The sequence below is a fragment of the Mesorhizobium sp. M1217 genome, assembly GCF_040318275.1.
Taxonomy (GTDB): domain Bacteria; phylum Pseudomonadota; class Alphaproteobacteria; order Rhizobiales; family Rhizobiaceae; genus Mesorhizobium.
Window position 1 is genome coordinate 188,704 of record NZ_JAMYMA010000007.1, and the last position, 13,998, is coordinate 202,701.

13 protein-coding genes are annotated in these 13,998 nt (G+C 65.2%); 4 read left to right on the forward strand and 9 right to left on the reverse strand.

The genetic code is table 11. The features are described 5' to 3' along the window. Positions 1-62: 62 nt before the first annotated feature. On the reverse strand, positions 63-2,711 hold the full coding sequence (gene mutS / locus NKH37_RS14515) for a DNA mismatch repair protein MutS (protein WP_353041132.1): 2,649 nt from the start codon (positions 2,709-2,711) through the stop codon (positions 63-65). A 203-nt stretch (positions 2,712-2,914) separates the two neighbouring features. Here mutS and NKH37_RS14520 point away from each other — a divergent pair, with 203 nt between their 5' ends. After that, positions 2,915-5,194: an NADP-dependent malic enzyme gene (locus NKH37_RS14520; RefSeq protein WP_023717919.1), complete on the forward strand. Its 2,280-nt coding sequence runs from the start codon at positions 2,915-2,917 to the stop codon at positions 5,192-5,194. A 278-nt stretch (positions 5,195-5,472) separates the two neighbouring features. On the opposite strand, the gene NKH37_RS14525 is transcribed toward NKH37_RS14520, so the two are convergent. Continuing rightward, positions 5,473-6,465 (reverse strand): adenosine kinase, encoded by a 993-nt coding sequence (locus NKH37_RS14525; protein WP_352496642.1) that lies wholly within the window; start codon positions 6,463-6,465, stop codon positions 5,473-5,475. Between the two features lie 218 nt (positions 6,466-6,683). Here NKH37_RS14525 and NKH37_RS14530 point away from each other — a divergent pair, with 218 nt between their 5' ends. Next, the gene (locus NKH37_RS14530) at positions 6,684-7,574 is read left to right on the forward strand and encodes a DMT family transporter (RefSeq protein WP_502895895.1); all 891 of its coding nucleotides are present in this window, start codon (positions 6,684-6,686) and stop codon (positions 7,572-7,574) included. A gap of 79 nt (positions 7,575-7,653) precedes the next feature. Then, positions 7,654-8,349, forward strand: coding sequence for a sulfate transporter family protein (locus NKH37_RS14535; protein WP_353041117.1), 696 nt, complete (start codon positions 7,654-7,656; stop codon positions 8,347-8,349). Here NKH37_RS14535 and NKH37_RS14540 read toward each other — a convergent pair. From NKH37_RS14540 to NKH37_RS14555, 4 genes are all read right to left on the reverse strand, one after another. After that, complete coding sequence (locus NKH37_RS14540; RefSeq protein ID WP_023717924.1) at positions 8,346-9,344, reverse strand: proline racemase family protein; 999 nt, start codon at positions 9,342-9,344, stop codon at positions 8,346-8,348. The genes NKH37_RS14535 and NKH37_RS14540 overlap by 4 nt on opposite strands. A gap of 14 nt (positions 9,345-9,358) precedes the next feature. Then, the gene (locus NKH37_RS14545) at positions 9,359-10,162 is read right to left on the reverse strand and encodes an isocitrate lyase/PEP mutase family protein (RefSeq protein WP_352484928.1); all 804 of its coding nucleotides are present in this window, start codon (positions 10,160-10,162) and stop codon (positions 9,359-9,361) included. A 77-nt stretch (positions 10,163-10,239) separates the two neighbouring features. Beyond that, the gene (locus NKH37_RS14550; RefSeq protein WP_353005325.1) at positions 10,240-11,094 is read right to left on the reverse strand and encodes a hypothetical protein; all 855 of its coding nucleotides are present in this window, start codon (positions 11,092-11,094) and stop codon (positions 10,240-10,242) included. 75 nt (positions 11,095-11,169) lie between these two features. Next, positions 11,170-11,580, reverse strand: coding sequence for an SRPBCC family protein (locus NKH37_RS14555; protein ID WP_352484931.1), 411 nt, complete (start codon positions 11,578-11,580; stop codon positions 11,170-11,172). An 81-nt stretch (positions 11,581-11,661) separates the two neighbouring features. Here NKH37_RS14555 and NKH37_RS14560 point away from each other — a divergent pair, with 81 nt between their 5' ends. Continuing rightward, entirely contained in the window at positions 11,662-12,246 is a 585-nt protein-coding gene (locus NKH37_RS14560; protein ID WP_353005326.1) for a TetR/AcrR family transcriptional regulator, read from the forward strand. 31 nt (positions 12,247-12,277) lie between these two features. Here NKH37_RS14560 and NKH37_RS14565 read toward each other — a convergent pair whose 3' ends face one another. The 3 genes from NKH37_RS14565 to NKH37_RS14575 all read right to left on the reverse strand — a co-directional run bounded on the left by NKH37_RS14565 (position 12,278) and on the right by NKH37_RS14575 (position 13,988). After that, complete coding sequence (locus tag NKH37_RS14565; RefSeq protein WP_023717929.1) at positions 12,278-12,934, reverse strand: HAD family hydrolase; 657 nt, start codon at positions 12,932-12,934, stop codon at positions 12,278-12,280. Positions 12,935-12,947: 13 nt separating this feature from the next. Beyond that, positions 12,948-13,433 (reverse strand): dUTP diphosphatase, encoded by a 486-nt coding sequence (dut, locus tag NKH37_RS14570; RefSeq protein ID WP_023717930.1) that lies wholly within the window; start codon positions 13,431-13,433, stop codon positions 12,948-12,950. An 84-nt stretch (positions 13,434-13,517) separates the two neighbouring features. Next, the gene (locus NKH37_RS14575; protein ID WP_023717931.1) at positions 13,518-13,988 is read right to left on the reverse strand and encodes an Lrp/AsnC family transcriptional regulator; all 471 of its coding nucleotides are present in this window, start codon (positions 13,986-13,988) and stop codon (positions 13,518-13,520) included. Positions 13,989-13,998: the final 10 nt, after the last annotated feature.

The window sequence follows — 13,998 nt, forward strand, 5'->3', positions numbered from 1 at the left end:
GATCTCCCCCCTCGTGGGGGAGATTGGCGGTTCCAGCGACGCCGCTCCGACCGCAAAAGCAACTACTTCCCCACCATCCCCTTCAGCCGGTACAGCGCTTCCAGCGCCTCGCGTGGCGTCATCTCGTCGGGATTGATCTCCGCTAGCGCTTCACCCAGCCCATCACTCCTGGCCGGCTTCGACGCTTCCCGCTTCGCCGCCACGGAAAACAGCGGCAGGTCGTCGACCAGACGGTTGGCCTTGCCCGAGACCTCGCCGGCTTCAAGCTGGTGCAGCACTTCTTTGGCCCGGCCGACGACGGCTTCCGGCAAGCCGGCAAGCCGCGCTACCTGGACGCCGTAGGAACGGTCGGCGGCACCCTTGCCGACCTCGTGCAGGAAGACCACGTCGCCCTCCCATTCCTTGACCCGCATGGTGACGTTGGAGAGCCGCGGCAGTTTTCCGGCGAGCGCCGTCATCTCGTGGAAATGCGTGGCGAAGATCGCCCGGCAGCGGTTCTTCTCGTGCAAATATTCGACTGCCGCCCAGGCGATCGAGAGGCCGTCGAAAGTGGCGGTGCCGCGGCCGATCTCGTCGAGGATGACCAGTGCGCGTTCGCCGGCCTGGTTGAGGATCGCCGCTGTCTCGACCATCTCGACCATGAAGGTCGAGCGGCCGCGCGCCAGATCGTCGGAGGCGCCGACCCGCGAAAACAGCCGGTCGACGACGCCGATATGGGCTGATGCCGCCGGCACGAAGGAGCCGGTCTGGGCAAGGATGGCGATCAGCGCGTTTTGCCTGAGAAAGGTCGACTTGCCGCCCATATTGGGGCCGGTCAGCAGCCAGATCGCGCCGGCCTTGGCATCGCCTTGCGGCGACAGATCGCAATCATTGGCGACGAACGGGCCTTCGCCGGAACGCCGCAGTGCCTGTTCGACCACCGGATGGCGTCCGCCCGAAATCTCGAAGGCAAGGCTCGCATCGACCAGCGGCCGGCACCAGGCCTCGCTTTCGGAAAGCAAGGCAAGGGCTGCCGAAACGTCGAGCACGGCGAGCGCTTCGGCGCCGGCGCGGATCCTGTCGGCCTGGCCGACGACTTCCGCCGTCAGCGCCTCGAAAGCGGCAAGCTCGATCGCCAGCGCCCGGTCGGCGGCATTGGCGATCTTCGATTCCAGCTCGGCGAGTTCCGTGGTGGTGAAGCGCATGGCGTTGGCCATGGTCTGGCGGTGGATGAAGCGCGCCTTGGCGCCGTCGCTGCCGGTCATCAGCGCATGGTGGTTGGCGGTGACTTCGATGTAGTATCCCAGCACATTGTTGTGCCTGATCTTCAGCGAGCGGATGCCGGTCTCGTCGATCAGCGAGCGCTCCAGCCCGGCGATCACTTTTCGCGACTCGTCGCGCAGTGCCCGCATCTCATCGAGTTCGGCGTGGTAACCGGAACGGACGAAGCCACCGTCGCGCTTGAGCAGCGGCAGCTCGTCGCTGAGCGCCTGTGCCAGATGCGTCGCCAGCGCGCCGGGCAGTGCCTTGATGGCCGCTAGCGCCGCCGCCAGTTCGGCGGGCAAGGCGGTTTGCCCGAACAGTCCGGCGATGGCGCCGGCCGCTTCGAAACCGGCGCGCAGCGCGCCGAGATCGCGCGGACCGCCGCGGTTGAGCGCCAGCCTGGACAGCGCGCGCGGCATGTCGGCGACGCTCTTCAGGCTGGCCCGCACCGCCTGGCAGAGGCGCGTCTCGGAGCGGAAGAACGACACCGAATCCAGCCTTGCAGCGATTGCCGCCGGGTCGGTCAGCGGCGCCATCAGCCGGTCAGCGAGCAGCCTTGCGCCGCCACCGGTCACCGTGCGGTCGATCGCCTTGAACAGCGACCCCTCGCGGCTGCCGGACAGCGTGCGCAGCAGCTCCAGATTGGCGCGCGTCGCCGGGTCGATGAACAGTGTCGATCCCTGCTCCTCGCGCTCCGGCCGCGACAGCGGCGGCCGCTCCGCTTTCTGCGTCTTCTCGACATACGCGATGACGCCTGAGATCGCCGACAGCTCGGCGCGCGAAAACGAGCCGAAACTGTCAGGCGTCGCCACCTCGAAGAAGCGGGCGATGCGGCCGGCGGCCGAAGCCGAATCGAACAGCGACGGCGGCTGCGGGCTGGCGACGCGGCCGAGCACGTCGAACACCGGTTTCAGCTCCGGGTCGTAAAACACCGGTTCGGCGACGATCAGCTCGCGCGGATCGACACGGATGACGTCGGCGAGCAGCCGGTCGGCGGTGGTTTCAGCGACGCGGAAGACACCGGTCGAGATCTCGATCCAGGCCAACGCGAAGGAATGCTCGGCGCCGCCCTTGACCCGTCCCAGCGCCATCAGAAAACTCGATTCCGACGGCGCCAGCAGTTTGTCCTCGGTGATGGTGCCTGGCGTCACCAGCCGCACAACATCGCGGCGCACCACCGATTTGCCGCCGCGCTTCCTGGCCTCGGCTGGATCCTCGATCTGCTCGCAGACGGCGACGCGGAACCCCTGGCCGATCAGCTTCTGCAAATAATCGTCGGGGGCGGGGCCCGGCCACCCCCCCATCGGGATGTCGAGCCCCTGGTGCTTGCCGCGCTTGGTCAGCACGATGCCGAGCGCCCGGCTTGCCTTCTCGGCATCGTCGAAGAACAGCTCGTAGAAATCGCCCATGCGGTAGAACAGCAGCGAATCCGGGTTCGCCGCCTTGATCTCGATGTACTGCTCCATCATCGGCGTCGCCGGCGCGAAGGCCGGCGTGGCGTTGTCGCTTCGAATGGGCGTCTCGTCGTTCAAAAAGCTGCTTCCAAAATTTTCCAAGCCATGCTTGGCGGTTTACAGCGGCGAAGTGTAGCCTTAATCCCGAACCGTCCACAAAAGAAAGCATGCGCACCCATCTCAAGCGGTGCCGTACGGGCGAGGAAACCAAGAGTACCATGGCCAAGAAAACCGAAAGCAACGGGCCCTCAGTCAGCGCCCAGGAGGCGCTGGAATTCCACGCCATGGGCCGTCCGGGCAAGCTGGAGATCGTCGCCACAAAACCGATGGCGACGCAGCGCGATCTCAGCCTCGCCTATTCGCCGGGCGTCGCGGTGCCGGTTCTCGCCATCGCCGAGGACCCGAGCCGCGCCTTCGACTACACGGTTCGCGGCAACATGGTCGCCGTCATCTCCAACGGCACCGCTATCCTCGGCCTCGGCAATCTCGGCGCGCTGGCCTCGAAGCCGGTGATGGAAGGCAAGGCGGTGCTGTTCAAGCGCTTCGCCGATGTCGATTCCATCGACCTCGAGGTCGACACCGAGGATGCCGACGAATTCATCAACTGCGTGCGCTTTCTCGGCCCCTCCTTCGGCGGCATCAACCTCGAGGACATCAAGGCACCGGAATGCTTCATCATCGAGCAGCGGCTGCGCGAATTGATGGACATACCGGTGTTCCATGACGACCAGCACGGCACCGCCATCATCTCGGCCGCCGGGCTGATTAACGCGCTGGAAATCACCGGCCGCGACATGAAGACCACGAAAATGGTCTGCAATGGCGCCGGTGCTGCCGGCATCGCCTGCATCGAATTGATGAAGGCGATGGGCTTTGCGCCTGAGAATATCATCCTTTGCGACACCAAAGGCGTCGTCTTCCAGGGCCGCACCGAAGGCATGAACCAGTGGAAATCGGCGCATGCCGTCAAAACCGGCGCGCGCTCGCTGGCCGAGGCGCTGGACGGCGCCGACGTGTTCCTCGGCCTCTCGGCCAAGGGCACGCTGACCACCAGGATGGTGCAGTCGATGGCCAAGAACCCGATCATCTTCGCCATGGCCAATCCCGACCCCGAGATCACACCGGAGGAGGTCGCCGAGATCCGCACCGACGCCATCATGGCGACGGGACGGTCCGACTATCCCAACCAGGTCAACAACGTGCTTGGCTTCCCCTACATTTTCCGCGGCGCGCTCGATGTGCGGGCGACCACCATCAACGACGACATGAAGATCGCCGCCGCCCGGGCGCTGGCGGAGCTGGCGCGCCAGGACGTGCCCGACGACGTCGCCGCCGCCTATCAGGGCAACCGGCCGAAATTCGGCCCCAACTACATCATCCCGGTGCCGTTCGACCCGCGGCTGATCTCGGCGATCCCGATCGCGGTCGCCAAGGCGGCGATGGACTCCGGCGTCGCGCGCAAGCCGATCCTCGATCTCGACCGCTACGCGCAGGAGCTTTCCGCCCGCCGCGACCCGATCGCCTCGACGCTGCAGCGCATCTACGACCGCGTGCGCCGCCAGCCCAAGCGCATCGTCTTTGCCGAGGGCGAGGAGGAGCAGGTGATGCGCGCCGCCGTCTCCTATGTGAACCAGCGGCTCGGCACCGCCATCCTGCTCGGCCGCGACGACATCATCAAGGAAAACGCCCGGAATGCCGGCATCGACCTCGGCAAGCAAGGCATCGAGATCATCAATGCGCGGCTGTCGCGGCGCAACTCCGTCTACACCGATTATCTCTACGAGCGCATGCAGCGCAAAGGCTTCCTGTTCCGCGACTGCCAGCGGCTGATCAACAACGACCGCAACCATTTCGCCGCCTGCATGGTGGCGCTGGGCGATGCCGACGGCATCGTCACCGGCGTTACCCGCAACTATTCGACGGCGCTCGACGACATCCGCCGCGTCATCGACGCAAGGCCCGGCCATTGCGTCATCGGCGTGTCGATCGTGCTCGCGCGGGGTCGCACCGTGCTTGTCGCCGACACCGCCGTGCACGACATGCCGAATGCTGAACAGATCGCCGACATCGCCGAGGAGGCCGCCGGCTTTGCCCGCCGCATGGGCTACGAGCCGAGGCTCGCCATGCTCGCCTATTCGACCTTCGGCCATCCGCAAGGCGAGCGCTCCGAGCGCGTCCAGGAAGCGGTGCGCATCCTCGACAAGCGCCGCGTCGATTTCGAGTATGACGGCGAAATGGCCGCCGACGTGGCGCTCAACGCCCGCGCCATGGCGCAGTATCCGTTCATCAGGCTGACCGGCCCCGCCAATGTGCTGATCATGCCGGCGTTCCACTCGGCCTCGATCTCGACCAAGATGCTGCAGGAGCTCGGCGGCTCGACCGTCATCGGCCCGCTGCTGGTCGGCCTGAACAAGCCGGTCCAGATCGTCTCGCTGAACGCCAAGGACTCGGACATCGTCAACATGGCGGCAATCGCGGCGTATAGCGCGGGGGCTTGAGGAGCGAGCTTACCCTCCTCTCGGTGGGGAGGGTCATGCGAAGGCGATGCCCATCGAGGGCACGGCTATCACCTAAGGGGGTCCCCCTCATCCGGCCGCTTCGCGGCCACCTTCTCCCCGCAGGGGAGAAGAGGCTGGCATCAACGCTGGCGACCTCCTCTCCCCTCGGGGAGAGGTCGGATTGCCCCGAATTGCCCTTCGCAATTCGGTTGGCAATCCGGGTGAGGGGGCACTTGCCGATCTGCGATTGCCCTGCCATCGAGCGAGACCGAGCGCCCCTAGAGCAACCCCGCCTGCTCGGCCTCGCGGCGCAGATTCTGGCGTGGCCTTGGGCCGATCTGCTGGATGACCAGCCCGGCGGCCAGCGAGCCGAGATCACCGCACTGCTTCAGGCCGCGGCCTTGCGTGTAGCCGTAGAGGAAGCCGGCGGCGTAGAGGTCGCCGGCGCCTGTCGTGTCGACCAGCTCGCGAATCCCGGTCGCCTCGATGGTGACGGTCTCGTCGCGGCGCACGATGACCGAGCCCTTTTCCGAACGGGTGACAATGGCGATCTTGCAGTCCCTGCGGATGTGCGCCAGCGCCTCGTCGAAGGACGCGGTCTGGTAGAGCGACTTGATCTCGTGGCTGTTGGCAAAGACGATATCCACGGTGCCGGAGCGCATCAGGTCGAGGAATTCGTCGCGGTAACGGTCGACGCAGAACGAGTCCGACAATGTCATCGATACTTCGCGCCCGGCGGCATGGGCGAACTTCGCCGTCTGCCGGAACGCTTCCTTGGCGCGCGGCGGGTCCCACAGATAGCCCTCGAAATAGGTGACGGCGGCGCCCGACGCCTTGTCGGCCTCAACATCCTCCGGGCCGAGCTCGACGCAGGCGCCGAGATAGGTGTTCATCGAGCGCTCGCCGTCCGGCGTGACGAAGATCATCGAGCGCGCCGTCGGCGGTTCGCCATCGAGCGGTTTTGTGTCGAAGGCGACGCCCTGGGCATGCATGTCATGCGCGTAGATTTTGCCGAGCGCGTCGTTGGAGACCTTGCCGAAGAAAGCGGCGCGACCGCCGAAGGAGGCGACGCCCGCCGCCGTGTTGCCGGCGCTGCCGCCCGAGGCTTCAATGGCCGGGCCCATGCGGCTGTAGAGCAGTTCGGCGCGCCTCGTGTCGATCAAATTCATCGCGCCCTTGATGATGCCGTTGGTCTCCAGGAACGCCTCATCGCACTGGGCGATGATGTCGACGATGGCATTTCCGATACAAAGCACGTCATAGTCCGGCATCAATTCATGTCTCCGCCAAAAACCCACCGGCTTTCTGCCATGCCGGGCGCGGGCGGGTCTAGCGGTTTGATGCGGCTTTGCCTAGTCGACAATGCGGCGATCCGACGAATGTCAGCATAGCCACCATCGTTGGATGGCGGCCGAAGCATTTCTCGCGTGCCTGGCTTACAAGCATGGCTGAGATGAGCGATGCCCAGAGGTCCCCGCCGGCCATGTCTATGAAAACCGACACGAGGATCGAGCTGGTGCTGCTCGTCGTGTTGGCAGTGCTCTGGGGTGCATCCTACAGCTTCATCAAGATCGGCGTTGCGACGATCCCGCCGGTGACGCTGATCGCCGCGCGAACCCTGATCGCGGGTGGCATCCTGCTTGCCCTGATCCGCTGGCGCGGGCTGACCTTGCCGGGTGATGCCACAAGCTGGCGCCGGTTTGCATTCCAGGCATGCCTCAACAGCGTCGTGCCGTTCACGCTGATCGCTTGGGCCGAGCGCTCGCTGGATGCCGGGCTGGCCACGATCCTGAATGCGACCTCGCCGATCTTTACCTTCTTGCTGACCGCCCTCATCACCCGCCACGAACCGTCGACCATGCGCAAGCTGTTTGGCGTCGCGGCGGGAATAGCCGGAATATGCCTCGTTGTCGGCGCCCCGGCGCTTGGCGGCCTCGGACAGCAATTGTTACCGCAACTTGCCGTGATCGCGGCGACGATCTGCTATGCCGGCGCGGCCGTTTTCGGCCGCGGCTTCAGGGGGCTCGACCCGATGGTGCCGGCCGCCGGTTCGATGCTCTGCGGCGCCGCGATGCTGATCCCCTTGAGCCTTGCGTTCGACCAGCCATGGACCTTGGCGCCGTCGACAGCTTCGATCCTTGCGCTGCTCGGGCTTTCGGTGTTTTCAACCGCGCTGGCCTTTTGCATCTATTTCCGTCTCCTCCACACGCTGGGCTCCGTCGGCACCACCTCGCAAGCCTATCTGCGGGTGCCGATCGGCGTTGCTATCGGAGCCGTGTTCCTTGGCGAAAGCCTTGGTCCGAGCGCGTGGTGGGGAATGGCCCTGGTCGTCGTCGGCGTGGCGGCGATGACCATTCCCCAGGCGAAGGTCGCGCGCTAGGGCACTTGCGGCCTGCGCTGTCGCCGCCTATTCCGGAGATCTCAGCCACGAGCACGTTTGACATGGAATTGGAAACGCCGTGATCCTCGACGCCGCCCGCGCCGCCTTGAGCCGGCTGTTCTCGCCCGAATTCCGTTCCGTGTTCGTGAAGACGCTGGGGCTGACCTTGCTGGCGCTGGCGGCACTTTGGTTCGGGATCAAGGGCCTGTTCGAATGGCTGGCCTGGCCATGGATCGATGCATGGCTGCCCAGCCTGCCCTCCTGGGCCGGATGGCTGGGCGCCGTCGTCGCCGGCATCGGCCTTGCGCTGGGCTTGGCGCTGCTCATCGCGCCGGTGACGGCGATCATCGCTGGCCTGTTCCTCGACGACGTCGCCGAAGTCGTCGAGCGCACCGACTATCCCAACGATCCGCCCGGCCGCGCAGTGCCGGCGCTGCGCTCGCTGGTGCTGGCGATCAGGTTCTTCGGCGTCGTCATCCTCGGCAACATCGTCGCCCTGCTGCTTCTGCTGGTGCCAGGCATCAATATCGCCGCCTTCTTCGTCGTCAACGGTTATCTGCTCGGGCGCGAGTTCTTCGAGTTCGCCGCCATGCGTTTTCGCCCGGAGGCCGAGGCCAAGGCGCTGCGCAGGAAGCACGCGGTCACCGTGTTCCTGGCCGGGCTGGTTGTCGCCGCCTTCCTCGCCGTGCCGCTGCTCAACCTTCTGACGCCGCTGTTCGCCGCCGCCATGATGGTGCACCTGCACAAGGCGATCTCGGCGCGGGATGATGCTTAGCGCAGCAGAAAGCCGCGCCCCAGTTCGTCGTCGTCCTCGACAATGAATTCGGCCCGCCCTGAGTAGTAAGCGCGGCCGCCGACGCGGGCGATGACGGCGTCATGCGGCCCGGCTTTGGCCGTGCGTACGACCGCGCCGGAAAAGCGCGAGCCGGCGATGCTCTCGAACAGCCGTGTCCGGCCAATCTCGATCTGGCCCTTGGCGTGCATGGCCGCCAGCCGCGCGGTGACGCCCGAGCCGGTCGGCGAACGGTCGACCTCGGCTTCGGCGAAAACGCAGATGTTTTTGGTCGGCGTATCGGAGATCGCATCCTGTCCGTCGGTCAGGATGGTGCCGTAGAGAAAGGCGAGATCGGCATGGTCGGGATGCGACAGCGGCAATTCGGCCTTGAGCTTATTGGTCAGCGCCGTCGCTGCATCGACGAAATCGCGCACCCGGTTCCTGCCGAATTCCAGCCCGAACTGGCGGCAGTCGGCCAGCGCATAGAAGGCGCCGCCATAGGCGATGTCGAAGCCGACTGCGCCGTAGCCCGGCAGCTCGATCCGCTGGTCGCGGGCAAACAGAAACGCCGGCACGCTTTCGAATGACACCGCACCGGCCTTGCCATCCCTTACCTCGACCGCAGCCGAAATCAGCCCGCATGGCGCCTCGATATTGACCGTCGTCATCGGCTCGCGTGGCGCCACCAGCCGCTCGTCGACGGCATAGCGGCCGAGCGCGACGATGGCGTGGCCGCACATCGTCGAATAGCCTTCATTGTGCATGAACAGCACCGCGAGGTCGGCGCCCGGCAGGTCAGGCTCCACCAGCAGCGCGCCATACATGTCGTAATGGCCGCGCGGCTCGAACATCAGGATCTTTCTGAGATGATCGAGATGGTCGCGCACATAGGCACGCCTTTCGAGAATCGTGCCCTTGGGAATGTCGGGGTAGCCGCCGGTGACGATCCGCAGTGGCTCGCCGCCGGTGTGCATGTCGACGACGGTGAGCGTCATTCGCCGGGGCCTACCTAGGCTGAAGATTTGGCAAACAGCGCCTGCAGCTTGCCGAATGGCATGGCGGCGCGGGTGAAGCCGAACGTGCCGTCCTGCTGGATCTCGCGCGCCGCGGTCTCCAGCATGCCGAAGGCGAAATTGGTGAGCCATGGGCCGAGCGAGACGCGCTTTACCCCCGCCATGGCCAGGTCGGCGATGGTGAAGCCAGGCCGGGCCATGACGTTGACCGGCCTGGTCAGCGCCGAGCAGACGGTCCGCACCGTCTCGATGTCGCTCAGCCCTGGTGCATAGAGCACGTCGGCGCCGGCTTTCTCGAACGCCTGCAGCCGCTTGATCGTATCGTCGAGGTCGGGCTTGCCCCACAGGAAATTCTCGGCCCGCGCGGTGAAGACGAAATCGCGTTTCAGCGCCCGTGCCGCTTCCGCCGCCGCCGCGACGCGCTCGACCGCATGCGAAAAATCATAGATCGGCTTGTCGGGCTCGCCGGTATGGTCCTCGATCGAGCAGCCGGCGAGGCCAGCCGCCTCGGCGGCGAAGATCGTCTCGCCGGCGCTTGTCGCGCTGTCGCCCTTGCCCTTTTCGAGGTCCGCCGAAACCGGCAGCCCGGTCGCCGCCGACACTTCACGGCAATGATGGATCATCGCCTCGAACGTCACCGCGCCATCGGGCAGGCCGCGCGAAAAGGCAAAACCGGCGCTGGTCGTCGCCAGCGCCTTGAAGCCGAACGAGGCCAAAAGCTTGGTCGTGCCGACGTCCCAGGAATTGGCCATGACGAAGATCGAGGCATGCAGGTCGCGAAAAATCTTGCCCTTATCCATGGATGCTCCCCTCCAGTGCAGAATGTGAGGCAAATTCTAGCCCGGCGGAACGCGCCGGGCAAACAAATGCGGTTGGCTCAGAAGCGTTTGGCGTTCTCATCTGCCAATCGGTCCAGCGCGTCGGAATCCTTGACGTAGTGCGAAGCGTTTTTGTCCCAATGATAGGTGACGGAAATGTCGCGCGAAGACGCCGCTGGCGGCTGCTGGCCGTCGCAGCTTTCTTCGCCCGGCACCGTCGCGTCGGTCACCGTAACCTTGATGGCTGCATAGGGCTGGCCGTCGGCAATCGCCTGGAACGCCGCATTCTGGGTCCTTCGGTTGGTGCAGAGGTTTTCGTCGAACGTATAGATCATGTCGATCAGCTCGAACCTGTCGCTGCGGACCATGATCAGCGGCGTGATCCCATAGCCCTGACTCGAATTGAAATGCATGCTCATGCTGATGATGGCGTCGTCACCAGGCCCGATCGGCAGCTTGCCCGGATCGCGAAGATAGGTGATGCGGTCGACAGCGACATTGACCGCGTCGAGCAGGGCCGGCTTGCCGGTGATGTCGTAGAGTGCCAGCACGGCATAGCCCTCGGCACTGTCAGGCGAGTCGCCGAGGTCGAACAGCATGGTCAGCCGCTCCTTGCCGCCGGCCTTGATGCCGAGCACGCCGGCGTTGGAAAGACCCGACGTCGCCGGCGGCGAGCCGTCGTAGTCCGGACCAGCGATGTGGCGCATCTCGATCGGCATCGAACCCCGGAAAAAGCCGTCCTTGTCCGCGGCCAGATCGGGAATGACCATCCTGGCGAGATCGAGATAGGTGACATCGCCGTGGCCGGGGACGGCGCTGCCGAGCTCCGGGAAGCTGACGGCCTCCGCTCTGCCCGTCCAAAGACAAGGCAGCAGCAGGCAGGCAAAGATGAAACGAAGCAGGGAGAAGGTCATGCGCGCGCTCGTTATGTCGGGCGCGCGCAAGCTAGAGCATTTTGCGGCCAAGGGGAAACACCTGGCGTTGCCTCACTATGTTGGCTTGGCTTGGCTCGCCAAGGTCTGCTGGAAAACCGGCACCAGGTGATCCATGGCGGCTGCGAGCCACGCGCCGAGTTCGTCGGGCAGAGTGTCGTGGATCCAGACCAGGCGGCTCCGGCCCTCGCCCTCGGCAAAGACCTGCATGGAAGTGTTATCGTGGGTGACCTCGTCGCCGAGCCATCCCCACACGATCCGCCGGCTCTGCTCGTCGCGAGCGATGAGCCGCTCTCGCACAATCTTGCCGTCGGCGAACATAAGGGCCCGCACGTCGCCCTCCTCCACCCGGCAGTCGACGAAAACGCCTGGGGCTATCCGTTGGGCGCCGCCGGCGAAGTCGCCGACCGTCGCCCATACGCTTTCCGGTGGAGCATCTACGATGATTTCCCTGACTATCGAAGCCATGTTCACTTTTCCTCCGCTGGTGGGTAGACCTGTCTGTCTACATATGGATGTATACAGACCTGTCTGCTATATAGTCAAGGCATGTCCGCAGCCCGAATCAACGATCGTCCCGAAAGCCTTGCGCGCCGCCGCATCCTCGATACGGCGACCGCGCTGTTTTCTCTGGAGGGGGTGCGTGCAGTCGGCATCGACCGCATCATCGCCGAGGCCGGCGTTGCCAAGGCGACGTTCTATCATCACTTCGCGGCCAAGGACGATCTCGTCCGCGCCTACATCGAGGAGCTCAGCAAGGGAGGACGGGCGGCGATCGCGAAGCTTGACCGGCGGCCGCCTCGCCAGATGATCCTTGCCATATTCGATCTCATCGCCGACGCGGCGGATCAGCCGGGCTACCGCGGCTGCCCCTTCCAGAACGCCGCTGCCGAATACCCCGATCCCAGCAGCCCGGTTCGCCAGGCGATCGATAAGCATCGTCACTGGAAGTGGGGCATCCTAAGGGATCTGCTGATCGCGGACGCAAATTCCCATCCGGACCGCACCGCGGACGCGCTAACGGTGGCGGCGGACGGACTCCTTGTCGTCAGTCATCTCGACAGGCCGGCCAATCTGCGCAGTCTTATACGCGACACGGTCGACCGAGTACTTGGAGCGTCACGCCCGGTCTGAGATCGAGCGCGTACAGCCTGCGCAAAGGCAATTAGTGGATCGGCACCAGCCCGGCCAGTTCACGCATGTCGTCGAACAGGATGCCGCCGGCTTCGCTCAGTCCGTCGCGGTCGGAAAGCGGGTCGCCGTGGTAGGAATAGACGCGCATGCCGGCGGCGATGCCGGCTGCCGTCCCGGCGACGCTGTCCTCGATGACGATGCAATCGGCGGGCGCGAAGCCCATCGTCGCTGCCGCATGCAGGAAGAGGTCGGGGAACGGCTTGCCACGCGAGACCATGGTCGAGCTGAACAGCGCATGCTCGAACAGCGGCAGCAGCCCGGTCAGACCGAGTGTGATGTGCATTTTCGATACCCGTGCCGACGAGGCGACGCAGGTGGCGATGCCGGCGGCGTGCACGGTTTCGATGAACTCGCGAACGTAGGGGATGGCCTCGACGCCATGCGCGAACAGGTCCGGCAGGCCGGCGTTCCAGCGCTCGACAAAATCGGCGCCGAGGCTGACGCCGGTCGCCTCGACTTCCTTCTGCACCGAGACCATGCTGCGGCCGGAGAAATTCTTGCGGCAATATTCGAAGCTGGCCGGAAAGCCTGCCGCGCTCAACCATTCGGCGAGGCGCCGGTTGGCCAGGTTCTCGGTGTCGACCAGAACCCCGTCGCAATCGAAGATGACGAGCTTGGGGATCTTCATTTCGCCGCGCTCATCAGGCCGTGCCGGTCGATCCGAAGCCACCGGAGCCGCGCGTTGTGCCGCCGGCCAATGTGCGCTCCTCGACGGTCGCCTGCGTCACCGGGGCGAAGACGATCTGGGCAATCCGCATGCCGCGCGTTACCGCGAAATCCTCGTCGCCGAGATTGATCAGCAGCACCTTGACCTCGCCGCGATAGTCGCTGTCGATGGTGCCGGGCGTGTTGAGGCAGGTGAGCCCGTGCTTGAAGGCGAGGCCCGAACGCGGCCGGACCTGGCCTTCGACGCCCTCGGGAATTTCCAGGACCAGGCCGGTCGGCACCAGTGCGCGCTTTCCCGGCAGGATCAAGAGCGGCCTGTCGTCCGGGACGGCGGCGCGCAGGTCCATGCCGGCGGCGCCCGAGCTCTCATAGGCGGGAAGCGGCAATCCCTCGCCATGCGGCAGCCTGACGAAGCCGACAGCCGGACCGATGACGGAGGTGGGATAAAGTGCTGCGCGCATAAGGCTGATCCTATCGTCGCGAACGCCGGTCCAGTCAACTCGGCGACAATGCTATCAACGGCTTTCTTTCAGCGCAGTTCCGCCTCAGCGCAGTTCCATCGGAACGATCGTGGTCTCCTTGATCTCTTCCATGACGAACGAGGCCGAAACGTCCGACAACGCCACCTTGGCGATCAACCGCTGATAGAGCCGGTCATAGGCTTTGACGTCGGCGACACGGGCGCGCAAGACATAGTCGAGATCGCCGGACATGCGGTAGGCGCCGGTGATCTCGGCAAAGCCGGTCACCGCCGCCCGGAATTTTTGCAGCCAGTCGGGATCGTGATTCGAGGTGCGGATCAGGATGAACACGGAAAGGCCGAGCCCGAGCTTGTCGGCGTCGACCAGCGCCACGCGGCCGGTGATGACGCCGTCTTCCTCCAGCCGCTTGACCCGGCGCCAGCAGGCATTGCGCGACAGCGATATTCTTGCCGAGAGCTGGTCGACGGACAGCGTGCCGTCGCGCTGCAGCTCGGCCAGCAATCTCCGGTCTATTTCGTCGATTTCCGGCGTCATGTGGGATGTT